Origin of the sequence: Austwickia chelonae NBRC 105200 (assembly GCF_000298175.1) — a bacterium.
GTDB lineage: Bacteria > Actinomycetota > Actinomycetes > Actinomycetales > Dermatophilaceae > Austwickia > Austwickia chelonae.
In genome coordinates this window covers 369,530-393,142 of the sequence record NZ_BAGZ01000008.1, presented here as the reverse complement: position 1 = coordinate 393,142, position 23,613 = coordinate 369,530, and the positions used below count along the sequence as shown (strand labels likewise).

21 protein-coding genes and 1 tRNA gene are annotated in these 23,613 nt (G+C 59.1%); 1 reads left to right on the top strand and 21 read right to left on the bottom strand.

Features of this window, described 5'->3' with window-relative positions:
* Positions 1-3: 3 nt before the first annotated feature.
* Genes rplB through rpsJ form a run of 5 tightly spaced genes read right to left on the bottom strand, consistent with a single transcriptional unit; the run spans position 4 to position 2,801 of the window.
* Positions 4-840 (bottom strand): 50S ribosomal protein L2, encoded by an 837-nt coding sequence (rplB, locus tag AUCHE_RS16180; RefSeq protein ID WP_006502857.1) that lies wholly within the window; start codon positions 838-840, stop codon positions 4-6.
* A gap of 24 nt (positions 841-864) precedes the next feature.
* Positions 865-1,167 (bottom strand): 50S ribosomal protein L23, encoded by a 303-nt coding sequence (gene rplW / locus AUCHE_RS08410; protein ID WP_006502856.1) that lies wholly within the window; start codon positions 1,165-1,167, stop codon positions 865-867.
* Complete coding sequence (rplD, locus tag AUCHE_RS08405) at positions 1,164-1,820, bottom strand: 50S ribosomal protein L4 (protein WP_006502855.1); 657 nt, start codon at positions 1,818-1,820, stop codon at positions 1,164-1,166. Before rplD ends, rplW begins: the two co-directional genes overlap by 4 nt.
* Positions 1,821-1,824: 4 nt before the next feature.
* Positions 1,825-2,481, bottom strand: a complete 657-nt coding sequence (gene rplC, locus AUCHE_RS08400) for a 50S ribosomal protein L3 (RefSeq protein WP_006502854.1) — start codon at positions 2,479-2,481, stop codon at positions 1,825-1,827.
* 11 nt (positions 2,482-2,492) lie between these two features.
* Positions 2,493-2,801: a 30S ribosomal protein S10 gene (gene rpsJ, locus AUCHE_RS08395; RefSeq protein WP_006502853.1), complete on the bottom strand. Its 309-nt coding sequence runs from the start codon at positions 2,799-2,801 to the stop codon at positions 2,493-2,495.
* A 379-nt stretch (positions 2,802-3,180) separates the two neighbouring features.
* Here rpsJ and AUCHE_RS16175 point away from each other — a divergent pair, with 379 nt between their 5' ends.
* The gene (locus AUCHE_RS16175) at positions 3,181-4,425 is read left to right on the top strand and encodes a glycosyltransferase family 4 protein (RefSeq protein ID WP_006502852.1); all 1,245 of its coding nucleotides are present in this window, start codon (positions 3,181-3,183) and stop codon (positions 4,423-4,425) included.
* Between the two features lie 107 nt (positions 4,426-4,532).
* Here AUCHE_RS16175 and tuf read toward each other — a convergent pair whose 3' ends face one another.
* The 16 genes from tuf to AUCHE_RS08315 form a co-directional block, all read right to left on the bottom strand.
* The gene (gene tuf, locus AUCHE_RS08390; RefSeq protein ID WP_006502851.1) at positions 4,533-5,726 is read right to left on the bottom strand and encodes an elongation factor Tu; all 1,194 of its coding nucleotides are present in this window, start codon (positions 5,724-5,726) and stop codon (positions 4,533-4,535) included.
* 125 nt (positions 5,727-5,851) lie between these two features.
* The gene (gene fusA, locus AUCHE_RS08385; protein ID WP_006502850.1) at positions 5,852-7,954 is read right to left on the bottom strand and encodes an elongation factor G; all 2,103 of its coding nucleotides are present in this window, start codon (positions 7,952-7,954) and stop codon (positions 5,852-5,854) included.
* Positions 7,955-8,071: 117 nt separating this feature from the next.
* Entirely contained in the window at positions 8,072-8,542 is a 471-nt protein-coding gene (rpsG, locus tag AUCHE_RS08380) for a 30S ribosomal protein S7 (RefSeq protein ID WP_006502849.1), read from the bottom strand.
* Positions 8,542-8,916: a 30S ribosomal protein S12 gene (gene rpsL, locus AUCHE_RS08375; protein ID WP_006502848.1), complete on the bottom strand. Its 375-nt coding sequence runs from the start codon at positions 8,914-8,916 to the stop codon at positions 8,542-8,544. The genes rpsG and rpsL overlap by 1 nt, the downstream gene beginning before the upstream one ends.
* 401 nt (positions 8,917-9,317) lie before the next feature.
* Positions 9,318-13,208, bottom strand: coding sequence for a DNA-directed RNA polymerase subunit beta' (locus tag AUCHE_RS08370; protein WP_006502847.1), 3,891 nt, complete (start codon positions 13,206-13,208; stop codon positions 9,318-9,320).
* Between the two features lie 176 nt (positions 13,209-13,384).
* Positions 13,385-16,870 (bottom strand): DNA-directed RNA polymerase subunit beta, encoded by a 3,486-nt coding sequence (gene rpoB, locus AUCHE_RS08365; protein WP_006502846.1) that lies wholly within the window; start codon positions 16,868-16,870, stop codon positions 13,385-13,387.
* Positions 16,871-17,322: 452 nt separating this feature from the next.
* Complete coding sequence (rplL, locus tag AUCHE_RS08360; protein WP_006502845.1) at positions 17,323-17,712, bottom strand: 50S ribosomal protein L7/L12; 390 nt, start codon at positions 17,710-17,712, stop codon at positions 17,323-17,325.
* A gap of 66 nt (positions 17,713-17,778) precedes the next feature.
* The gene (gene rplJ / locus AUCHE_RS08355) at positions 17,779-18,393 is read right to left on the bottom strand and encodes a 50S ribosomal protein L10 (protein ID WP_006502844.1); all 615 of its coding nucleotides are present in this window, start codon (positions 18,391-18,393) and stop codon (positions 17,779-17,781) included.
* A gap of 330 nt (positions 18,394-18,723) precedes the next feature.
* A complete protein-coding gene (rplA, locus tag AUCHE_RS08350) occupies positions 18,724-19,443 on the bottom strand; it encodes a 50S ribosomal protein L1 (RefSeq protein WP_006502843.1) in 720 nt (239 codons plus the stop codon).
* Between the two features lie 187 nt (positions 19,444-19,630).
* The gene (gene rplK, locus AUCHE_RS08345) at positions 19,631-20,059 is read right to left on the bottom strand and encodes a 50S ribosomal protein L11 (protein ID WP_006502842.1); all 429 of its coding nucleotides are present in this window, start codon (positions 20,057-20,059) and stop codon (positions 19,631-19,633) included.
* A gap of 97 nt (positions 20,060-20,156) precedes the next feature.
* Positions 20,157-20,924: a transcription termination/antitermination protein NusG gene (gene nusG / locus AUCHE_RS08340; protein WP_006502841.1), complete on the bottom strand. Its 768-nt coding sequence runs from the start codon at positions 20,922-20,924 to the stop codon at positions 20,157-20,159.
* A gap of 68 nt (positions 20,925-20,992) precedes the next feature.
* Positions 20,993-21,271: a preprotein translocase subunit SecE gene (gene secE / locus AUCHE_RS08335; protein WP_006502840.1), complete on the bottom strand. Its 279-nt coding sequence runs from the start codon at positions 21,269-21,271 to the stop codon at positions 20,993-20,995.
* Positions 21,272-21,402: 131 nt separating this feature from the next.
* Positions 21,403-21,475 (bottom strand) — tRNA-Trp (locus tag AUCHE_RS08330).
* A 156-nt stretch (positions 21,476-21,631) separates the two neighbouring features.
* A complete protein-coding gene (locus AUCHE_RS08325; protein WP_006502839.1) occupies positions 21,632-22,699 on the bottom strand; it encodes a UDP-N-acetylmuramate dehydrogenase in 1,068 nt (355 codons plus the stop codon).
* The gene (locus AUCHE_RS08320) at positions 22,699-23,136 is read right to left on the bottom strand and encodes a MaoC/PaaZ C-terminal domain-containing protein (RefSeq protein WP_006502838.1); all 438 of its coding nucleotides are present in this window, start codon (positions 23,134-23,136) and stop codon (positions 22,699-22,701) included. Before AUCHE_RS08320 ends, AUCHE_RS08325 begins: the two co-directional genes overlap by 1 nt.
* Positions 23,133-23,582 (bottom strand): FAS1-like dehydratase domain-containing protein, encoded by a 450-nt coding sequence (locus AUCHE_RS08315; RefSeq protein WP_006502837.1) that lies wholly within the window; start codon positions 23,580-23,582, stop codon positions 23,133-23,135. Before AUCHE_RS08315 ends, AUCHE_RS08320 begins: the two co-directional genes overlap by 4 nt.
* Positions 23,583-23,613 lie beyond the last annotated feature (31 nt).

Below are 23,613 nucleotides of genomic sequence, written 5' to 3'. Positions count from 1 at the left end.
CTATCAGCGCTTCTTGCCGGTCCGGCGACGACGGACTATTAGTTTGTCGCTTTCTTTCTTCGGGTGACGAGTACGTCCCTCAGGCTGGCCCCACGGGCTCACCGGGTTACGTCCACCAGAAGTACGACCCTCTCCACCGCCGTGCGGGTGGTCAACCGGGTTCATGACCACGCCTCGAACGGTGGGTCGCTTACCCTTCCATCGCATGCGGCCTGCTTTACCCCAATTGATGTTGCTCTGCTCGGCGTTGCCGACCTCACCAACTGTGGCGCGGCAGCGAACATCAACGTTACGGATCTCACCAGAAGGCATACGCAGCTGGGCATAGGGCCCGTCTTTGGCTACAAGCTGCACTCGTGCACCAGCACTTCGCGCGATCTTGGCTCCGCCACCTGGGCGAAGCTCAATCGCGTGGATAACCGTACCGACAGGAATGTTACGCATCGGCATGTTGTTACCGGGCTTGATGTCAGCTCCCGGACCGTTCTCAATCCGGTCACCTTGCTGCAACTTGTTAGGTGCCAAGATGTATCGCTTTTCCCCATCCGCATAATGCAGCAGCGCAATGCGAGCGGTGCGGTTGGGGTCGTACTCAATGTGCGCGACCTTGGCAGGAATGCCGTCCTTGTCATGACGACGGAAATCAATCACACGATAGGCGCGCTTATGCCCACCACCGATGTGACGTGTCGTGATACGACCCTGGTTGTTACGGCCACCGGTTTTCGCCAGTGGACGCACAAGGGATTTCTCCGGCGTAGAGCGTGTGATCTCGACAAAGTCGGCCACGCTCGCGCCGCGACGCCCCGGGGTCGTCGGCTTGTATTTGCGGATACCCATTGTCTAGTCCTTCGTCCTCGTAGCTCAGGCGCTCGCCGTGCCGAAGATGTCGATCGAGCCTTCCCTAAGCGTGACGATTGCGCGCTTTGTGTCCTTGCGACGACCGACTCCGAACCGTGTACGGCGGGCCTTGCCCTGACGGTTCAAGGTGTTCACCGAAGCGACCTTGACATTGAATACACGCTCGACAGCGATCTTGATCTCAGTTTTGTTAGCCCGCGGATCGACGACAAAGGTGTACTTGCCTTCGTCCATCAAGCTGTACGACTTCTCAGAAACGACCGGCGCGATGAGGATGTCGTGCGGGTCCTTGTTCAGGATGCTCACTTGCTCTGCTCCTCGTCCTTAGCGACCTTGACCGGGCCAGTGATGAAGGAACGGAGAGCGGCTTCCGAGAAGACGATGTCGTCCGCACACAGCACGTCATAGGTGTTCAGCTGGTCAGCAGCCAGGCAGTGCACCGCTTCGATGTTCCGAATGCTACGAAGTGATACCTCTTCGTCGCGCCCGAGAACCACAAGCAGGTTGCGCCGCTCGGTCAGCTTATTGAGGAGGCTGGCAGCGACCTTGGTCGACGGAGCATCGCCCTCAACGAAACTGCTCACACAGTGGATCCGGCCGTGACGCGCACGGTCAGAAAGAGCTCCACGAAGAGCAGCAACTTTCATCTTCTTGGGGGTGCGCTGGGCGTAGTCCCTAGGCTGCGGCCCGTGGACCGTGCCACCGCCCGCGAACTGTGGCGCACGCGTCGAACCCTGCCGTGCCCGTCCGGTCCCCTTCTGGCGGTAGGGCTTCTTGCCACCACCGCGCACTTCGCCTCGAGTTTTCGTGGCGTGGGTTCCTTGGCGTGCAGCCGCAAGCTGTGCCACAACAACCTGGTGAATCAACGGAACATTCGTCTGCACATCAAAAAGCTCAGAGGGGAGCTCAATAGAGCCGCTCTTCTGGCCTTCGGCGTTAAGGATATCGATGGTCGTCATGTCGTCAGGCTCCCTTGGCAGCCGTGCGAACGAGGACGACGCCGCCACGGGGGCCAGGAATGGCGCCCTTGATGAGCAGCAGGCCCTTCTCGGCGTCCACGGCGTGGATCGTCAGGTTCTGCGTGGTCTGGCGGACTCCACCCATGCGACCAGCCATCCGGACGCCCTTGAAGACGCGCGCCGGAGTAGCACAGGCGCCGATTGAGCCCGGCTTACGGTGGTTGCGGTGGGCACCATGTGAAGCGCTGACACCGGCAAAACCGTGCCGCTTCATTACACCAGCGAAGCCTTTACCCTTGGTGGTTCCGGAGACATCGACCTTAGCGCCGGCCTCGAAAGCCTCAACGGTCAGTTCTTGACCGGGGGTGTATTCACTTGCATTCGCAGTGCGGATTTCCACCAGGTAGCGACGGGGGGTAACTCCCGCCTTGGTGAAATGACCCGTCTCCGGCTTATTGACCTTGCGAGGGTCAATCGCGCCGAAGCCGAGTTGGACAGCGCCGTAGCCGTCGGTCTCGGGAGTGCGGACCTGGGTCACGACGCACGGGCCGGCCTTGATGACGGTCACGGGCACGAGGCGGTTCTCGGCGTCCCAGACCTGGGTCATCCCGAGCTTCTCGCCCAGCACGCCGGTGACGGTGCGCTCAGCAGCGTTAGTCATGGGTGCGTCCTTCAGAGCTTGATCTCGATGTTCACGTCAGCCGGCAGGTCGAGACGCATCAGCGAGTCGACTGCCTTGGGCGTCGGATCGACGATGTCGATCAGACGCTTGTGCGTGCGCATCTCGAAGTGCTCGCGGCTGTCCTTGTACTTGTGTGGTGACCGGATGACGACGAAGACGTTCTTCTCCGTCGGGAGCGGCACTGGGCCCACCACCGTGGCGCCGGCGCGGGTGACCGTGTCGACAATCTTACGCGCCGAGCTGTCGATGACCTCGTGGTCGTACGACTTCAGCCGGATGCGGATCTTCTGTCCCGCCATCGCTTCGTCTGACTCTCTCTCGTCGTTCCACTGATTCTATGTTCGTTGTGGATATCAAGCGACCCCCGCGGTCGGGCGTGTCGCCCTGCCGACAAAGAGCACAGAGCACCCAATCGGTACTTCTACGTCATCTCGATACCACTGGTCCTGACCAACCCTCGGCGCAGGACCAGCCCACGAACAAGATTCGTGGCAGCTAGTAACCTCTGTTCGAGGGACCGCGGCACCACCCAGTAGGCAGCCCACGTGTCAAGCAACCTGTCTATAGTGCCAGAGCTGAAGCCCTTAGGACAAATCGCGTCCCATTAATCAATATGCAGACCAGCCCAACCTGCCCGGGCACCCCGCCCGATTTTTTTCATCACTCCTGGAGGATCCCTTGAAGATCGGGTTTGTCACCCAGTACTACACCCCCGAACGAGGTGCCGCAGCGCTACCCGGCGTCATAGCGTCCGCACTCTCTCAGCGCGGCCATGAGCTGAAAGTCGTGACCGCCTTCCCCAATTATCCTGACTCTCAAGTGTATGAGGGGTACCAACAGAGGTGGCACCATCAGGAGGAGATTGACGGGGTCATCGTCCATCGAGCCCCACACTACTTGAGCCACGACGACCGTGCGATACGACGTATCGGCACGTACACAACCTTTGCCGCCACTGCCACAGCGCATGCGCTCCGGCATCTCAGAGATGTAGACGCCGTCTGGGTGCATTCAAGCCCGGCCACCGCCGCGATGCCAGCCATGGCCTTACGAGCTCGCTTTGGCATCCCCTACGTATTACACATCCAGGACATATGGCCGGAAACGGTAACTGCCAGCGGATTCGTCTCGGAAGGGACTGCGCGCAAACTCGAAGCCGGCATACATCCATTTACGGACTACGCATACCGATTGGCTTCCTCTATTCAAGTGTCTTCACCTGGAATGATAAACAAAATTAAGAAACGAGGAATTTCAGAGGAGAAAGTAGGTTTCATCCCAAATTGGTGCAATGAAAAAGCATTTCACCCCACCACTTGTAGTGACACACTGAAGAAAGAAATAGGAATCGACCGGCCTTTCACGATCATGTACGCCGGCGCCATGGGAGAAGTCCAGGGACTAGATACCCTTCTAGATGCCGCAGGCATCCTCCGCAATCAAACAGAGATTGGATTCACCCTGGTGGGTACAGGAGTCGCGAGAGAAAGACTTGAGAGAAGAGTTCATGCAGAGGCACTCACAAATGTCCGCTTCAGCCAACCTCAGCCTTTTAATCAGATGGCTGAAGTCATGGCAGCAGCCGATATGCAACTCATCATCCTCAAAGACCTTCCGGTCTACCGTTTAACCCTTCCCAGCAAAACACAAGCCACCATGGCGGCGGGGCGCCCGATGCTAGTCTCGGCTGCTGGCGATGTCGCAAATGTCGTCGACAAATATGAGACTGGCCTCACGTGTACGCCTGGCTCCGGACCCGCACTGGCTGCTGCAATCATGGACGCATACCGGGCGACCCCTGAAACCAGGTCCAGATGGGCGCACAACGCACGTCACGCATATGAGTCTCATTTCTGCGAGGAACGCGGCGTCATAGCCATTGAAAGAGCTCTAGAAAATGCTGTTACCCGGAGCCTCAACTGATCAGGTTCTATTTCTGACACGAGTGAGGGCCGAGATTTAGAATCTCGGCCCTCACTCGGGAATTGTCTACTTATGAATCACATAAATAGACGATAAATCCAATCAGATCACTTGATGATCTTGGTAACTCGACCCGCACCCACAGTTCGCCCACCTTCACGGATAGCGAACTTAAGGCCTTCCTCCATAGCGATGGGCTGGATGAGGTCAACCTTCATCTCAGTGTTGTCGCCAGGCATAACCATCTCAGTGCCTTCAGGAAGATGCACAACGCCGGTCACGTCAGTAGTACGGAAGTAGAACTGAGGACGGTAGTTGTCGTAGAACGGCGTGTGACGGCCGCCCTCATCCTTGGAGAGGATGTAGACGTTACCTTCGAACTCCGTGTGCGGAGTGATGGACGCCGGCTTACACACAACCTGGCCGCGCTCAACCTCTTCACGCTTGATACCGCGGAGCAGCAGCCCCACGTTCTCACCCGCGCGGCCCTCATCCAGCAACTTACGGAACATTTCGATGCCCGTGACAGTGGTCTTGTGGGTCTTGTCGTGAATACCGACGATCTCGACCTCCTCGTTAACCTTGAGGATGCCTCGCTCGATACGCCCGGTGACCACAGTTCCACGACCCGTAATCGTAAAGACGTCCTCAATCGGCATGAGGAACGGCTTCTCGGTCTCGCGCTGCGGCTCCGGAATGTACTCGTCGACAGCAGTCATGAGCTCGACGATGGCTTTGCCCCACTCGGCGTCGCCTTCCAGCGCCTTAAGAGCAGAAACCTTGACGACCGGGAGGTCATCGCCGGGGAACTCGTAGGACGAAAGAAGCTCACGAACCTCCATCTCGACGAGCTCGAGGATTTCCTCGTCGTCGACCATGTCGGTCTTGTTGAGTGCCACGACGATGTAAGGAACTCCAACCTGGCGGGCCAGGAGGACGTGCTCCTTCGTCTGGGGCATCGGGCCATCGGTCGCCGCGACCACAAGGATCGCACCGTCCATCTGAGCCGCGCCGGTGATCATGTTCTTCACGTAGTCAGCGTGACCGGGGCAGTCAACGTGAGCGTAGTGGCGCGTCTCGGTCTGGTACTCGACGTGAGCGATCGAGATCGTGATACCGCGCTGCCGCTCCTCAGGCGCCTTGTCGATCTCATCGAACGGCGTGAAGGGGTTCAGTTCCGGGTACTGGTCATGCAGAACCTTGGTGATGGCCGCCGTCAGCGTCGTCTTGCCGTGGTCGATGTGACCGATGGTGCCGATGTTGACGTGCGGCTTGGTCCGCTCGAACTTCGCCTTCGCCACTGGGGTCCTCCTGTTGGACTTGGTGTTCTAACGCCGTACGCCAGGGTGGACGTGGCGACGTATTGCTTCGGGAAAAAGTTACTGCTGTTTGACGCAAAGGTTGTCAGCGGGACAGTCTACCCGCCTTACTCGCCCCGCATCTTCTTGATGATCTCATCCGCCACGTTCCGAGGAACTTCGGCGTACGAGTCGAACTGCATGGTGTAGTTCGCCCGCCCCTGCGTCTTCGATCGAAGGTCTCCGACGTAACCGAACATCTCCGACAAAGGAACAAGAGCGCGTACCGACTTGGCACCACTGATGTCGTCCATGGACTGAATGTGCCCACGGCGGCTGTTCAAGTCACCGATGACGTCGCCCATGTAATCCTCTGGCGTGCGAACCTCAACAGCCATCATCGGTTCGAGCAGGACAGGCTCTGCCTTGCGGACGGCTTCCTTCAGGACCATGGATCCCGCGATCTTGAAGGCCATCTCCGAAGAGTCGACCTCGTGGTATGCGCCGTCAAGCAGCGTGGCCTTGATACCTACCAGCGGGTAACCCGCGAGCACGCCAACCTGCATGGCGTCTTTGATCCCGTGGTCTACGCTCGGAATGTACTCACGAGGAATACGTCCACCAGTGACTGCATTCTTAAATTCATACATCTCACCCTCGGAGGTCTCGAGAGGCTCAATGGTCACCTGCACCTTTGCATACTGGCCAGACCCACCAGTCTGCTTCTTATGGGTGTACTCAGCTTTCTCCACCTTGCGGCGAATGGTCTCCCGATAAGCAACCTGCGGCTTACCGACATTAGCTTCAACCTTGAATTCACGACGCATGCGATCAACAAGGATATCAAGGTGGAGTTCGCCCATACCCTTGATAATGGTCTGCCCAGTCTCTTGATCCAACTCGACCTGGAACGTCGGGTCTTCTTCGGCAAGCTTCTGGATAGCCGTAGAGAGCTTCTCCTGATCACCCTTGGTCTTGGGCTCAATAGCGACGTTGATGACCGGGTCCGGGAATGTCATCGATTCAAGAACAACATGGTCGTTCAAATCGCACAAGGTATCGCCAGTTGTCGTGTCCTTCAGACCAATCATGGCGTAGATATGTCCAGCAGAAACCGAATCGACCGGATTCTCCTTGTTGGCATGCATCTGGAAAAGCTTTCCGATGCGTTCCTTCTTCTGCTTCGTCGAGTTGTAGACAGGCTGCCCCCCGGCGATATGCCCGGAATAGACCCGAACATAGGTCAAACGACCGAAGAAAGGATGACTGACAACTTTAAATGCCAGTGCCGCAAAGGGTTCCGAAGCATCCGAATGACGGATGACTTCTTTCGTCTCATCCTTAGGATCATGGCCAACCATTGCCGGAACGTCCAAGGGAGCAGGCAAGTAGTCGACAACTGCATCAAGCATGGGCTGGACGCCCTTGTTCTTGAAGGCCGAACCACAGAAAACGGGATATGCCTCTCCCGCAATCGTCAGTTTGCGGATACCAGCTTTCAGCTCTTCGACAGTCAGTTCCTCGCCCTCGAGGTACTTCTCCATGAGGGCGTCATCGGACTCCGCGACCTTTTCGACGAGCTCTTGCCGATACTGTTCCGCCTGCTCTCGGAGATCCTCAGGAATCTCCTCGATGGTGTAATCTTCGCCCTTCTGCACTTCACCGTGCCAGACGAAGGCTTTCATGGACATGAGGTCGACCATGCCAGCAAAAGTGTTCTCAGCTCCGATAGGAAGCTGCATCACCAACGGCGTAGCTCCCAACCGGTCAATGATGGTCTTGACCGTGAAGAAGAAGTCAGCCCCAAGTTTGTCCATCTTGTTGACAAAACAGATCCGCGGAACGTTGTACTTATCCGCCTGCCGCCATACAGTCTCGGACTGAGGCTCAACCCCTTCCTTCCCATCGAAAACCGCTACCGCACCGTCCAGGACGCGCAGTGACCGCTCAACTTCGACAGTGAAGTCAACGTGACCAGGCGTGTCAATAATGTTTACCTGGTGGTCTTTCCAGAAACAGGTCGTTGCAGCCGAGGTAATGGTGATCCCTCGTTCTGCTTCCTGCTCCATCCAGTCCATCGTTGACGCGCCGTCATGCGTCTCACCGATCTTGTAGTTGATACCGGTGTAGAACAGGATGCGCTCGGTGACAGTCGTCTTGCCGGCGTCGATATGCGCCATGATGCCGATATTGCGAACCTTCGAAAGGTTCGTGAGGACATCCAGTGCCACTAGATCTCTCGTCTCGTCTCGTTGCGATAGTGGTCGTCTTCCGGTGCCACTTTTCTAAGCCTGGCACCGAGAGCGCCCTGTGGTTCACTCCAGGTGAACCACAGGGCCTCGAAGTGCTTACCAGCGGTAGTGCGCGAAAGCCTTGTTGGAATCGGCCATCTTGTGCGTGTCCTCACGCTTCTTCACGGAGGCACCCAAGCCGTTGCTGGCATCGAGGATCTCGTTCATAAGTCGCTCGGTCATCGTCTTCTCACGACGCTGGCGGCTGTAACCGACAAGCCAGCGAAGAGCCAGCGTCGTAGAACGGCCCTGTCGGACCTCGACAGGAACCTGATAAGTCGCGCCACCAACACGGCGGCTGCGAACCTCAAGGGTCGGCTTCACGTTGTCGAGGGCACGCTTCAGCGTGACAACCGGATCGGTTCCGGTCTTTTCTCGGCAGCCTTCGAGCGCGCCATAGACAATCCGCTCAGCAATCGACTTTTTACCGTCAAGAAGGATCTTGTTCACGAGCTGAGTGACCAGTGGCGACCCATAAACGGGGTCTACAACCAGAGGGCGCTTAGGAGCGGGGCCCTTGCGAGGCATTACTTCTTCTCCCTCTTCGCACCGTAACGACTACGTGCCTGCTGCCGGTTCTTCACGCCCTGGGTGTCGAGCGATCCCCGAATGATACGGTAACGAACACCGGGGAGGTCTTTCACTCGACCACCACGCACAAGCACAATTGAGTGCTCCTGCAAGTTGTGACCGACTCCGGGAATGTAAGCAGTGACTTCGATGCCAGAGGTCAGCTTTACACGAGCGACCTTCCGCAGCGCCGAGTTCGGCTTCTTAGGCGTGGTGGTGTAGACGCGGGTACAAACACCGCGCCGCTGAGGACTTCCCTTCAACGCAGGAGTCTTGGCCTTGCTGGCCTTGTCCTGCCGTCCTTTGCGGACGAGCTGATTGATGGTAGGCACAAACTCTCCGTGATCGATTCGTCGTGGCCAGCAGCAGCGAAGCCGCCTGGCCTTCCTAGTAATCCCGTATGGACAAAATCGTCTACACGAGTGCTCTCCCCCGCACTTCCGACTCCCTGTGACTGTGCACAAAGGCTGCGTATCTAAGCCTCGGAGTACTGCCGGCTGCCCGGCGAGAGGACAGACCGGATCGCCTTTGGACCCGGTACATGCTTTTCCAGGTTACCGGGTGCCTGTCCGCGCTCCAAATCGCATGCTAGAAATCTAAACACTGTGCTCCTCACCTACACAGACTTAGAGCAGCACAGGCACGCTTCCACCCTTGTCATCCTTGACAAGGCAGCAGGTGGTGCCCGTGACGAGGGACACAAGTCAGCTCGTCACGGGCACCACCTGGCCGGTCAGTCCCTGTCCAGTCCCAGTGAAGCGTCATCCAACCGGACGGCCTCACCAGTTCCCGGACCGAAGACCGGGTAGTCATACTGCTGGTAGTCAGGCATCGCGTACATCTCAGCCTTCGCCTCTTCCGTCGGCTCAACCTTGACGTTGCGATAACGGGGAAGGCCCGTACCAGCGGGGATCAGCTTACCGAGAATCACGTTCTCCTTCAGACCCAACAGCGGATCGCTCTTACCGTGAATAGCGGCATCGGTAAGCACCCGGGTCGTCTCCTGGAAGGAAGCAGCGGACAGCCAGCTGTCAGTCGCCAGCGAAGCCTTGGTGATACCCATCAGTTCAGGACGACCTGAAGCTGGCCGGCCACCTTCTGCCACCACACGCCGGTTCTCTGTTTCGAAGGCCCCACGCTCAGCCATCGAACCCGGCAACAGTTCTGCATCGCCAGCCTCGATGATGGTGACCCTGCGCAGCATCTGCCGAACGATGACTTCGATGTGTTTGTCGTGGATCGACACGCCCTGTTGACGGTAGACGTTCTGGACCTCGTCCACCAGGTGCATTTGAACCGCGCGGGGGCCTTGTATACGCAAGACCTGTTTCGGATCCACAGCTCCTTGCACCAGCTTAGTCCCTACCACGACATGTTCGTCATCGCTCACCAGGAGACGAGCTCGCTTACTTACCGGATAGGCGTGCTGCTCTGAACCGTCATCCGGCGTCAACAGGATCCGACGTGCCTTATCAGTCTCCTCGATCTGAATACGGCCGTTCGCCTCGGCGATGGGGGCCACACCCTTCGGAGTACGTGCTTCAAAGAGCTCGACCACACGAGGAAGGCCCTGCGTGATGTCATCACCGGCGACACCACCGGTGTGGAAGGTACGCATGGTCAGCTGGGTGCCGGGCTCACCGATGGACTGCGCCGCGATGATACCAACCGCTTCGCCGATATCGACCAGCTTGCCGGTTGCCAAGCTCCTGCCATAGCACCGAGCACAGGTTCCGACATGGCTGTCGCAGGTCAGGACCGAACGAACCTTAACCTTCTCCACGCCGGCAGCAATCAGTTCTGCGATCACTACGTCACCGAGGTCAATACCGGCCTCGGCCAGAACCACGCCGTCCGCGTCAACAATGTCCTCGGCGAGAGTCCGCGCATAGACGCTAGTCTCGACGTCGTCATGGATGGACAGCGTGCCATCAGCATTCTTAACAGCGATTGGCATAGCCAGACCACGCTCGGTTCCGCAGTCGTCCTCACGAATGATCACGTCCTGCGACACATCCACCAGACGACGGGTCAGATAACCCGAGTCAGCCGTACGCAAAGCAGTATCGGCCAGGCCCTTACGCGCACCGTGAGTCGAGATAAAGAATTCGAGAACAGAAAGACCCTCGCGGAAATTCGACTTAATCGGACGCGGGATGATGTCGCCCTTCGGGTTAGACACCAAACCTCGCATACCGGCGATCTGCCTCAGCTGCATCCAGTTACCACGAGCACCCGACGACACCATCCGGAAGATCGGGTTGGTCCGGGGAAGGTTGGTTTCCATCTCCTTGGCAACCTCATTGGTGGCCTGAGTCCAGATCTCGATCAGCTCTTGACGACGCTCATCATCAGTGATCAAACCACGTTCGTACTGAACTTGGACCTTCTCGGCCTTGGCCTCGTAGCCAGCAAGGATTTCTCCCTTGCGTGGGGGCGTCACCACGTCCGAAACAGAAACCGTGGTGCCGGAACGGGTCGCCCAGTGGAAACCGGTCTCTTTAAGGGCATCCAGGCTGGCTGCGACCTGCACCTTGCTGTAACGCTCAGCGAGGTCATTCACGATCGTCGACAACCGCTTCTTGTCAACCGGCGCGTCCACGAACGGGTAATCGAGGGGAAGAGTCCGGTTGAAGATCGCACGTCCCAGAGTCGTCTTCAAGGTCAGGTTGGCCACACGACCGTCTTCGTCTACCTCGGTACCCTCGGCAAGTTGAGCATCAGCCGGCGGCACCGTGTCGACCACGCGCAAAGTAATTGGCGAGCCGATCTCCAACTCACCTGCGTCAAAGGCCATCCTGGCCTCGGATTCCGTGCGGAATGCGCGTCCGGCCCCCTTGCCTTCAGGAACCTCACAGGTCAAGTGGAAAAGTCCGATGATCATGTCCTGGGTAGGCATGGTGACCGGACGTCCGTCTGCAGGCTTGAGGATGTTGTTGCTGGACAACATGAGAATGCGCGCTTCGGCTTGTGCCTCGGAAGAGAGAGGCACGTGAACAGCCATCTGGTCGCCGTCGAAGTCCGCGTTGAACGCAGAGCAGACCAAGGGGTGGATCTGGACTGCTTTTCCTTCGACTAGCTGCGGTTCGAACGCCTGAATACCCAGACGGTGCAAGGTGGGCGCCCGGTTGAGGAGCACCGGATGCTCGGTGATGACCTCTTCGAGAACGTCCCACACAACAGGGCGGGCACGCTCGACCATGCGTTTGGCACTCTTGATGTTCTGCGCGTGGTCGAGGTCGACCAGTCGCTTCATCACGAATGGTTTGAACAGTTCCAGGGCCATCTGCTTGGGAAGGCCACACTGATGCAGTTTCAGCTGAGGACCAACCACGATGACGGACCGGCCCGAGTAGTCCACGCGCTTACCGAGCAGGTTCTGACGGAAACGTCCCTGCTTCCCCTTGAGCATGTCAGACAAGGACTTCAACGGCCTGTTACCGGGCCCAGTCACCGGTCGTCCACGACGCCCGTTGTCGAAGAGCGCGTCAACAGCTTCCTGCAACATCCGCTTCTCGTTATTCACGATGATCTCAGGAGCACCGAGATCCAGAAGACGCTTGAGGCGGTTGTTCCGGTTGATGACGCGCCGGTACAGATCGTTCAAGTCCGAGGTGGCGAAACGCCCACCATCAAGCTGAACCATGGGGCGCAGATCCGGAGGAATCACCGGAACGCAGTCGAGCACCATGGACACCGGGGAATTGCCTGTCGTCTGGAAAGCGGTGACCACTCGAAGGCGCTTCAGGGCCCTGGTCTTACGCTGCCCTTTACCAGTGGCGATGATCTCTCGCAGCAGCTGCGCCTCAAGTTCGAGGTCGAAGGTCTCCAGCCGCTTCTGGAGTGCTGCGGCTCCCATCCCACCTTCGAAATACATCCCGTAACGGTCACGCATCTCGCGGTAGAGGATTTCATCCCCTTCCAGGTCCTGAACCTTGAGGTTCTTGAACCTGTCCCACACCTGTTCGAGCCGCTCGACCTGAGCATCCGCACGCTTCCGGAGATTATTCATCTCCCGTTCTGCGCCTTCGCGGACCTTCCTGCGGACATCGCCCTTTGCGCCCTCTGCTTCCAGTTCCGCGAGGTCGCTCTCCAATTTCCGAGCACGGTTCTCGATATCAGCGTCGCGCTGATTCTCGATGACCTTCTTCTCGGACTGCAGCTGTGCCTCAAGGCTAGGAAGGTCCCGGTGCCGCCCTTCCTCGTCGACCGACGTAATCATGTAGGCCGCGAAGTAGATGACCTTTTCCAGGTCCTTCGGCGCCAGGTCGAGCAAGTAGCCCAGACGACTCGGTACACCCTTGAAGTACCAGATGTGAGTTACCGGCGCAGCGAGCTCGATGTGCCCCATCCGCTCACGACGGACACCTGAGCGAGTCACCTCAACTCCGCAACGTTCGCAGATGATGCCCTTGAAGCGAACTCGCTTGTACTTACCGCAATAGCATTCCCAGTCGCGGGTCGGACCGAAGATCTTCTCGCAGAAGAGACCGTCCTTCTCCGGCTTCAGAGTGCGGTAGTTGATGGTTTCCGGCTTCTTGACCTCGCCGTGGCTCCAGGCCCGGATGTCGTCTGCGCTTGCCAGCCCGATGCGCAACTCGTCGAAGAAGTTAACGTCCAGCACTTAGTGCTCCTCGCTTACGTTCCGTAAGTTCGTCTAGATGTCTTAGTGGTGAAGAGCTGCTCAGCATCAGCTGCGCAAGTCCTCCACATTCCGGGGTTCCGGATGGCATTCCGGGTCCCCTGGCTGCGGTCGGCAGCCGAGGCTTCCGACCGCAGCGGGACGCGAGGGCAACAGCCCTATACCTCTTCGACGCTGCTCGGTTCACGCCTAGACAGGTCGATACCGAGCTCTTCAGCAGCCCGGAAAACCTCCTGGTCAGGCTCGCGCAGGTCAATATGCGAGCCGTCGGACGAGAGAACCTCCACGTTAAGGCAGAGGCTCTGCATCTCCTTGATCAGAACCTTGAACGACTCGGGAATACCGGGTTCAGGAATATTCTCACCCTTGACAATGGCCTCGTAGACCTTCACACGGCCGGTCACGTCATCAGACTTGATCGTCAGGAGCTCCTGCAGGGCATAAGCAGCTCCATAAGCCTCCAGCGCCCACACTTCCATCTCACCGAACCGCTGCCCACCGAACTGGGCCTTTCCTCCGAGAGGCTGTTGAGTGATCATCGAGTAGGGGCCAGTGCTGCGTGCGTGGATCTTGTCGTCGACCAAGTGGTGCAGCTTCAAGATGTACATGTAACCGACCGAGATCGGAGCAGGGAAAGGTTCTCCCGAACGCCCGTCGAACAATCGGGCTTTACCAGAGGCTCCGATAAGCCGGACCCCGTCGCGGGTAGGCAGTGTCGAGTCGAGCAGACCGGTGATTTCGTCTTCGCGGGCGCCGTCGAACACAGGGGTGGCGACCCGGGTTCCGGGCGCAACCTCACGGACCTCGTCCGCAATGTTCATCGCCCATTCGGGCTCACCCTCGATCTTCCAGCCTCGGCTGGCAGCCCAACCCAGGTGAAGCTCCATGACCTGACCGATGTTCATTCGGCCGGGAACACCGAGCGGGTTCAGGATCACATCGACCGAAGTCCCGTCTTCCAAGAAGGGCATGTCCTCCACCGGGACGATCTTGGAGATGACACCCTTGTTCCCGTGTCGACCTGCAAGCTTGTCACCGTCGGTGATCTTGCGGCGGTTCGCCACATAGACACGCACCAACTGGTTGACACCCGGGGGGAGTTCGTCTCCATCTTCCCGGTCGAAGACCTTGACGTGGATGACTGTCCCGGTTTCTCCGTGAGGCACCTTCAACGAGGTGTCTCGCACCTCCCGCGCCTTCTCACCGAAGATGGCGCGCAACAGGCGTTCTTCCGGAGTCAGCTCGGTCTCTCCCTTGGGCGTGACCTTACCGACGAGCAAGTCCCCGTCTCGGACCTCGGCGCCGATCCGGATGATGCCGCGTTCGTCGAGGTCCGCCAGAACATCCTCTGAGACATTCGGAATGTCGCGAGTAATTTCCTCCGGTCCCAGTTTCGTGTCACGAGCATCAATCTCGTGTTCTTCGATATGAATTGAGGAGAGGACATCGTCCTGCACCAAGCGCTGAGAAAGAATGATGGCATCTTCATAATTGAGCCCCTCCCACGGCATGAACGCCACAAGGAGGTTTCGGCCCAGGCTCATCTCACCACCGTCGGTCGCCGGCCCGTCGGCGACAACGGCACCCGCTTCGAGCCGCTGCCCTTCGCTCACCACCACACGCTGGTTGTAGCAGGTTCCCTGGTTGGAACGCATGAACTTCGCGATCCGGTAGGTCTGATGTGACCCGTCGTCGTTGGCGACCGTCACCATGTCGGCGGCAACAGACTCGACCACACAGCCCTGCTTCACACGGACGACGTCCCCAGAGTCGAGAGCTGCACGGAATTCCATACCCGTACCGACCAGTGGCGCCTCGCTGCGGACCAATGGCACTGCCTGACGCTGCATGTTCGCACCCATCAGGGCACGGTTTGCATCGTCGTGCTCGAGGAAGGGAATCAGGGCAGTCGCAGCAGAGACCATCTGACGCGCGGAGACATCCATGTAATCGACTTCCCCACCAGGAACGTCGATTGCTTCTCCACCCTTGGTCCGAACAAGGACACGCTCTTCAGCGAAATGCCCGTCCTCGGTGAGAGGCGCATTCGCCTGCGCGATGACAAACTCGTCCTCCTCGTCGGCAGACAAGTAATGCACCTCATCGCTGACCTGACCCTCGACGACCTTGCGATAGGGCGTCTCGATGAACCCGAAGGGGTTGATCCGCCCGTAGGAAGCGAGCGACCCGATCAGACCGATGTTCGGGCCTTCAGGCGTCTCAATCGGGCACATGCGTCCGTAGTGCGAGGAGTGGACGTCACGAACTTCCATACCAGCACGGTCACGTGAAAGACCGCCAGGACCCAATGCTGAGAGTCGGCGTTTATGGGTCAGTCCGGCCAGAGGGTTGTTCTGGTCCATGAACTGCGACAGCTGGCTGGTACCGAAGAATTCCTTGATGGAAGCGACGACCGGCCGGATGTTGATCAGGGTCTGCGGTGTGATCGCCTCAACGTCCTGGGTGGTCATACGCTCACGTACGACCCGCTCCATGCGGGACAAACCGGTGCGGACCTGGTTTTGAATCAGTTCACCGACGTTACGTAGACGACGGTTGCCGAAGTGATCGATGTCGTCGACTTCAACGCGGACGTCAACTTCGGCACCGTGCCGGATTCCCTTGAGAGAGGTTTCCCCAGCATGCAACGCCACGAGGTAGCGGATAGTGGCCACAACGTCGTCCACGGTCAGGGTGGATGAAGAAAGGTCTGCATCAATCCCGAGTTTTTTGCTGAGCTTGTACCGGCCGACCTTGGCCAAGTCGTAGCGTTTTGGATTGAAGTAGAGATTGTCCAAGAGCGCTTGAGCAGCCTCACGCGTCGGAGGCTCTCCCGGCCGCAGCTTTCGGTAGATGTCGAGCAGCGCTTCGTCCTGACCCGCTGTGTGATCTTTCTCCAGGGTGAGTCGCATCGACTCGTACTCCCCGAAGGTCTCCAAGATCTGAGCGTCCGTCCAGCCAAGCGCCTTCAGGAGGACCGTAACCGACTGCTTCCGCTTCCGGTCCACGCGCACGCCGACCATGTCGCGCTTATCGATCTCGAACTCCAGCCAAGCGCCTCTGCTAGGAATGACCTTCGCAGAGAAGATGTCTTTGTCAGACGTCTTGTCGACGGACTGTTCGAAATAGACGCCGGGGCTACGCACCAGCTGGCTGACCACGACACGCTCGGTGCCGTTGATCACAAAGGTCCCCCGATCTGTCATGAGAGGGAAGTCGCCCATGAACACCGTCTGGCTCTTGATCTCGCCGGTGTTGTTGTTCATGAACTCAGCGGTGACGAACAAGGGCGCACTGTAGGTCATGTCGCGCTCTTTGCACTCCTCGATGGAGTACTTCTGCTCCTCGAACCGGTGATCCCGGAAGGACAGGGACATCGATCCGGCAAAGTCTTCGATCGGGGAGATCTCCTCGAAGATCTCCTCCAGTCCAGAACGCTCAGGCACGTCGTTACGGCCAGCTTCGATCGCGTCCTCGACACGTGCCTGCCAGCGCTCGTTCCCGAGTAGCCAGTCAAAGCTCTCGGTCTGCAGGGCCAAGAGGTCAGGGACCTCGAGCGGCTCACGGATCTTGGCGAACGACACCCGGCCGGAAGCGGTGAGTGCGGTGGACATCTTCTGGTTCGCAATGCGCGAGGCAGCCAAGGAGGGTCCTTCCACGGGCCTTTGTCACGATAGGCGGTTTCCACGCTCACCCCGACACACCATGTGAACCTGCCCCGACCTGGCATAAGCCACTGCTCGAGGTTCTTACCTAAACCGGTCGCAGGATCACATGCGCATCGTCAACCATATAGAAATGGGCAGCGCAAATCAACAGCATACCGATACAGAAGCTGCAAGTCTAATCCATTCACAGGCATCCGATCCCGACGGCCGCCATAGGACGCCAAGCCTTCTACACCATGAACCCTGACCCGGCAGACGAGTGCAAGCTCACCGTGCTCACGAGAATGCACTGCAGTTGGTCAGACGTCAAGGTCCAAACCAAAGGCGGGCCAGCTCTCGCAAGAGAGCTGGCCCGCCTTTGATATCACAATCCAGTGTTCACAGATAAAGCGAACACCGCACACTGCCCCGCTTCTACGGGGCTGCGATCACTTGAGCTCGACGGAAGCGCCAGCGCCCTCGAGTGCAGCCTTAGCCTTTTCCGCAGCGTCCTTGTCGACCTTCTCCAGGACCGGCTTCGGCGCACCGTCAACGAGGTCCTTGGCCTCCTTCAGGCCGAGGCTCGTCAGGGCGCGCACCTCCTTGATCACCTGGATCTTCTTGTCGCCAGCGGCGGTCAGGATAACGTCGAACTCATCCTTCTCCTCCTCCGCAGCGGCGCCGGCGTCGCCCCCCGCAGCGGGAGCCATTGCCATCGCCATCGGAGCGGCGGCGGTAACCTCGAAGGTCTCCTCGAAGGCCTTAACGAACTCAGAGAGCTCGATCAGGGTCATCTCCTTGAACGCGTCGAGGAGCTCTTCAGTGCTGAGCTTGGCCATGATGGCTTCCTTCCTTGCTTCTGCCGTGAGTGGCTATGTGTGGAATGAACTGCTACCCGATTGGGTTCAGCTCGCGTCGCCACCCTCGGCGACGTCGGCGGTGGTCTCAGCGTCTGCCGAGACCGGGGTGTCCTGCTCCCCTGCCGCGGCCGAGGAAACAGGTCCCTCAGCCTCGACCTTGGCCCGCAATGCGTCGACAGTGCGGGCTGCCTGCGACAACGGTGCGGCAAAGAGGTAAACGGCCTGGCTAAGCGACGCCTTCATGGCGCCTGCCAGCTTGGCCAGCAGCACCTCGCGGGACTCGAGGTCCGCGAGCTTGTTGATCTCCTCGGCCGAGAGCGACTTACCGTCGAGGTAACCGCCCTTGATAACGAGGAGAGGATTCGCCTTGGCGAAGTCACGCAGACTCTTGGCGGCTTCCACCGGGTCGCCCGTGATGAAGGCGATCGCGGAGGGCCCGGTCATCTTGCCCTCGAACGCCGTGACGCCGGCTTCCTTGGCAGCGATGTCGGTGAGCGTGTTCTTCACCACGGAGTACGTTCCGTTTTCACGCAGCGAGTTCCGCAGCTCCTTGAGCTGGGCCACGGTCAGACCGCGGTACTCCGTGAGAACGGCCGCATCGGACTCACGGAACTTGTCCCTGAGCTCGGCGATGGCTGCCTGCTTCTGCGGCGTTGCCATGGGGCCTCCTTCTCCTGGTGTGCCGGCACCCATCAGCCCCACGAAAAAAGGCTCCCGGCGCAGGTCACGGGAGCCTGAAAGAGCGTTCTAGAACGCTTACTCTCATAAATCGTGGCCTGCGCCGGACGCCCTAAATCGATGTTTAGGGGCCTTCGGCTACCCAGGGAACGAATCCACAGAGGCAGCAACCGGCGGTCATGGGTCAACGAGAAGTTTACTGGCAACCCGGCCATTGCCAAAATCGAACAGACAAAACCTGGACCTATGCAGTCGAGAGGCCTGCCCGTCAGCAGCTGACAGGCAGGCCTCTCGACAATCAGGAAAAAGCTTTCAGCCGTTCGCCTGGTCCTCATCCATCAAGCTGCGGGTCTTTGACGAGTCCAGGGGGATGCCCGGGCCCATCGTCGTCGACATCGTCGCTTTGATGATGTAGCGGCCTTTGCTCGCAGAAGGCTTCAGCCGCAGGATCTCCTCCATCGCAGCAGCGTAGTTCTCGACCAAAGACTGCTCAGAGAAAGACGTCTTCCCAATGATGAAATGGAGGTTGCTGTGCTTGTCGACGCGGAATTCGATCTTTCCGCCCTTGATATCAGTCACAGCTTTGGCGACGTCCATCGTTACCGTGCCGGTCTTCGGGTTCGGCATCAGACCGCGCGGGCCCAGCACCTTGCCGAGGCGACCGACCTTACCCATGAGATCCGGGGTCGCAACCACCGCGTCGAAATCCAACCAACCGCCCTGGATCTTGGTGAGCAGCTCGTCAGAACCGACGTAATCTGCTCCAGCTTCCTTAGCAGCCTCTGCGTTCGCTCCGGTGGCGAACACCAGCACCCGGGCCGTCTTACCCGTACCGTGAGGCAAGTTGACCGTGCCTCGAACCATCTGGTCAGCCTTGCGGGGGTCGACACCCAAACGGAGCGCAACCTCGACCGTAGCGTCGTACTTCGTCGTGCTGGTCTCCTGGGCGAGACGCACAGCCGCGAGCGGGGCATACAGCCGATCAGCTGAGATCTTCTCTGCCGCTGCACGGTAGGACTTGCTGCGCTTCATGACTTCTCCTTGAGATCACTGCGAAAGGAAATCGTGGTGCGGGCTAGCGCTGCCCTCCCACTATGGCGAGCGATCCCAGATGGCCAGCATTTATCGGAACCGATGATCATTGCCGAACGGCCCGGTAAAGGCTGCCATCAGGGTCACCCTGGATGTGGTCCTCGTAGACCCGAGGACCACCGAAAGATCATTCGACCGTGACGCCCATAGAACGCGCAGTACCGGCGATGATCTTCATGGCCTGCTCGATGTCGTTGGCGTTCAAGTCAACCATCTTCTGCTGGGCAATCTCACGAACCTGGTCCTGGGTCAGGTTCGCAACCTTGTTCTTGTGGGGCTCTCCCGACCCCTTCGCGATACCGGCTGCCTTCTTGATCATCTCAGCAGCGGGGGGAGTCTTGGTGACAAAGGTGAAGGAGCGGTCTTCGTAGACAGTGATCTCAACCGGGATCACACTTCCACGCTGAGCTTCTGTCGCAGCGTTGTAGGCCTTGACGAACTCCATGATGTTGACACCGTGCTGGCCCAGTGCGGGACCCACCGGCGGCGCCGGAGTAGCCTGACCAGCCTGGATCTGCAGCTTGATGTAACCGGATACCTTCTTCTTGGGAGGCATATCGATCTGTCCTTCTCAGTGTCGTAGGCCGACGCCGTGGGCGATGACCTGGTTGCATGACCGCGCGGCGAACCGCACTTTTACTCTTCGTCCCAAATTAGATCTTCGCGACCTGATTGAACGAAAGCTCCACGGGGGTCTCACGCCCAAAGATGGAAACCAAGACCTTCAGCTTCTGCGTCTCCGGGATCACCTCGGAGATCGTCGCAGGCATCGTCTCGAAAGGACCTTCCATCACAGTGACAGATTCCCCGACCTCGAAGTCCACGGCAGTCGCATCCGAGATCACCTTGGGCGCAGGCTTGGCCGCGCCGACCTTGGGCTCTTCCTCGATCGAAGGCGCCAACATCGAGAAGACCTCATCCAGGCTCAGCGGAACCGGAGAGTAGGCATTTCCAACGAAGCCGGTGACTCCAGGGGTGTGTCGAACCGTCCCCCAGCTCTCGTCGGTGAGGTCCATCCGAACGAGCACGTAACCAGGCATACGTACCCGGCGTACCAGTTTCTTCTGACCGTTCTTGATCTCGGTGACCTGTTCCATCGGTACCTCGACCTGGAAGATGTAATCCTCCATGTTAAGAGACTGGGCGCGCTGTTCAAGGTTGGCCTTGACCCTGTTCTCGTAACCGGCATAGCTGTGGACCACGTACCAGTCACCGGCTTGACCACGCAGCATGGCGCGCAGTTCTTCCATGGCCTGCCCCTCTTCGGGCTCGCCAGAAGGATTCGCAGAATCAGTCTCCGCCTCGGCCGCAGCCTCGGTCGCAGCAGCTGACTGGGCGAGAACGGGCTCCTCGACGTCGGAGGTGACCCCGTTGGGGTCGGCCCGGTCTTCCGAAACGTCGGAAGTCCACTGATCAGACACGTCGATGACCTTTCCTGTGCTGGCGGCCGGCAGCAGCTGCCGGGGTCGTAACAGAGCTGGAGAAACAGCTAAGAATCATTACCCGCAAACACCCAGAAGACAAGCTTGGTGAAGAGCGTGTCCATCCCGAAGACGAAAAGCATAATCACCACGACAAAGATGATGACCACAGTTGTGTAGGTGGCCCACTCCGAACGAGTAGGTCGAACAACTTTGCCCAGTTCGTCCAGAATCTGCCGGATGAAGAGGCCAATAGCCGCGAACACACCTCTGCGCTGACCCGTTTTCCGCTTATCAGAACGCGAAGAAGCCGAGCGCGAGGCGCCTGTCAGGCTGTCGTCGGCCACCGTTCTCATCTCCTGCGCTGATCGGCGCCACAGCGCATGCAGTGCTGTGGCGCCGGTGGCGGGTACTTATGTGAAGTGTTGTCCTGAGTCGGTGGCAAATCGACCAAATACAGTCGACCGCCACCTCACCGCAGGGCAGGAGGGACTCGAACCCCCAACCGCCGGTTTTGGAGACCGGTGCTCTGCCAATTGAGCCACTGCCCTAGGTACTTCCTCACTCCACCCTCCAAAAGCTCCATCAAGATGTCAAACACCTTGGAGGAACACTCGGAATAGCTTTGTAAGTGCGTCCGAGGGTAGAGCATACGTGAACACATGCCGAGCTGGCCAACCAGGCACCCCCGAGACTGATTCAAGAGGTCACAGTTCCACGCCCACCATGACCGGTTCGTTCACGAGCGTGACTCCGAAAGCCTCACGGACCCCGTCCCGGACCTGCCTCGCGAGGGCCAGGACGTCATCGGCTCGAGCATGCCCACGGTTTGTCACCGCCAACACATGCTTAGTCGACAACGAGGCAGGGCCCGGAAGCCCATGGCCCTTACCGAATCCCGCCCGATCAATGAGCCAAGCTGCACTCGTCTTGATCTGTCCCTCACCTGCAGGGAAAGACGGTGGGGGCGTAGCGCCAACCTCGATGGCGGTCACCTTCTCGCACAAGCCGTCAAACTCGACCTGAGACAAGACGGGGTTCGTGAAGAACGAGCCACAACTCCACGTGTCATGGTCGGCTGGATCTAGCAACATGCCGCGCATCCTGCGCTGCACCAGAACGGCATCCCTGACCTCTGCAAGAGGAAGCCTGGCTCCCCGCTCCGCTCCCAGCCCTTTGGCCAGATCGGCGTAACCCAGCGGCCCGGAGAGCCGACTCCGGGACAACTTGAAGAGCACATCGAGAACGGCGTACCGATCCGAGTGCTTGAAACGGCTGTGGCGATAGCTGAAAGCACACTCCTGAGCGGAAAGATCCTCGACCTTCCCGGTTTCCCGGTCCCAGACCCGGACCTGAACGATGGTCTGTGACACGTCCTGGCCGTACGCCCCGACGTTCTGCACCGGCGTCGCCCCCACCGCACCCGGTATGCCTGCCAGGCACTCCACACCGGACCAGCCCTCGACGACCGCTAGATCCACGAAGGCCCCCCAGTGCTCCCCTGCAGACACCCGGACCAACACCGTGTCGGCCGAGCTCTCCTCGACAGAGATGCCCTTCGAAAGAATCTGAACGACGGTCCCGTCGAACCCATCGTCACCGATCAGTAGATTGGATCCCCCCGAGAGCAACAAGACACGCTCGGAGCCGCAATCGGCCTCCTGCAGAGCAGCCACCAGCTCCTCCGTAGTCCGAGCAGAGACGAACCGGCGAGCCGGCCCTCCCACACGCATCGTCGTATGATGCGCCAGCTCGACATTGGCCTGTTCATCCATCAATTCGCAGCCTTCTCCTGGTCGGAAGCCAATACCACTCTCGTCCGTGAGAGCACTTTTTCCTGCGCGCACCGCACTTCGAGCTCGATCATCACGTCGCAGGCGGTGACCTTCTTCACCTCCCCGACCACCGTGATCTCCACGGCGCCGGAGGACGGAACCACCACCGGTGATACAAACTTCGTGCTGTAATGCCTGATCGAACCCGGATCCGCCGCCAGGGGACCCAATACCTCGATCGCCGATCCCATCGTCCACATGCCGTGAGCGATCACATCAGGTAGCCCTACCGATCGGGCGACCTGGGAGTCCCAATGGATGCGGTTATGATCGCCGCTTGCCGCCGCATAGGCGAGCAGGCGTTCGCGGTCGACAGGAACCGTCAGGGGGCCCAGGACGTCTCCTTCTGCTACATCCGAGATCTTCATTGACGTCATAGTGCTTCCTCGGCCCGGACGAGCAGGGTAGAGACAACCTCACCCACAGGTTCTCCGCCGACGAACAGCTCGCAACGGGTAGTGATCATGCCGTTTCCTCTCATCGCACGAGCTCGCTCGACCTGGAGCACAGCTATCACCTCGTCTCCGGCCACCAACGGGCTGCCCATCTCGAAACGCTCCTCCACATGGACCACCCTGGAGAAGTCGATACCTGCCTCCGGATCCCCGATGTACTGAGATTCACAGCGTTGCGCGATCACCACGGCATAGGTCGGCGGTGCTACGACATCGCGGTAACCTGCGGCTCGAGCAGCTACGACATCGTGATGCAGCGGGGATCGTGCGCCCACAGCGCGAGCGAAATCCCGCACGGACTCCCGCCCCACAAGAAAAGGCGGACTCGGATCGTACTTCCGTCCCTCGAAGTCGGAGTTCACAGCCATATCGGTCAGCCTAGAACACGCCAAGAACGTC

Bases quoted from the DNA above. Each gene is read 5' to 3' on its own strand.
- rplB (WP_006502857.1), bottom strand. From the start codon at position 840: ATGGGTATCCGCAAATACAAGCCGACGACCCCGGGGCGTCGCGGCGCG.
- rplD (WP_006502855.1), bottom strand. From the start codon at position 1,820: ATGACGACCATCGATATCCTTAACGCCGAAGGCCAGAAGAGCGGCTCT.
- rplC (WP_006502854.1), bottom strand. From the start codon at position 2,481: ATGACTAACGCTGCTGAGCGCACCGTCACCGGCGTGCTGGGCGAGAAG.
- rpsJ (WP_006502853.1), bottom strand. From the start codon at position 2,801: ATGGCGGGACAGAAGATCCGCATCCGGCTGAAGTCGTACGACCACGAG.
- rpsG (WP_006502849.1), bottom strand. From the start codon at position 8,542: ATGCCTCGCAAGGGCCCCGCTCCTAAGCGCCCTCTGGTTGTAGACCCC.
- rplL (WP_006502845.1), bottom strand. From the start codon at position 17,712: ATGGCCAAGCTCAGCACTGAAGAGCTCCTCGACGCGTTCAAGGAGATG.
- rplJ (WP_006502844.1), bottom strand. From the start codon at position 18,393: ATGGCAACGCCGCAGAAGCAGGCAGCCATCGCCGAGCTCAGGGACAAG.
- rplA (WP_006502843.1), bottom strand. From the start codon at position 19,443: ATGAAGCGCAGCAAGTCCTACCGTGCAGCGGCAGAGAAGATCTCAGCT.
- rplK (WP_006502842.1), bottom strand. From the start codon at position 20,059: ATGCCTCCCAAGAAGAAGGTATCCGGTTACATCAAGCTGCAGATCCAG.
- AUCHE_RS08325 (WP_006502839.1), bottom strand. From the start codon at position 22,699: ATGGATGAACAGGCCAATGTCGAGCTGGCGCATCATACGACGATGCGT.
- AUCHE_RS08320 (WP_006502838.1), bottom strand. From the start codon at position 23,136: ATGACGTCAATGAAGATCTCGGATGTAGCAGAAGGAGACGTCCTGGGC.
- AUCHE_RS08315 (WP_006502837.1), bottom strand. From the start codon at position 23,582: ATGGCTGTGAACTCCGACTTCGAGGGACGGAAGTACGATCCGAGTCCG.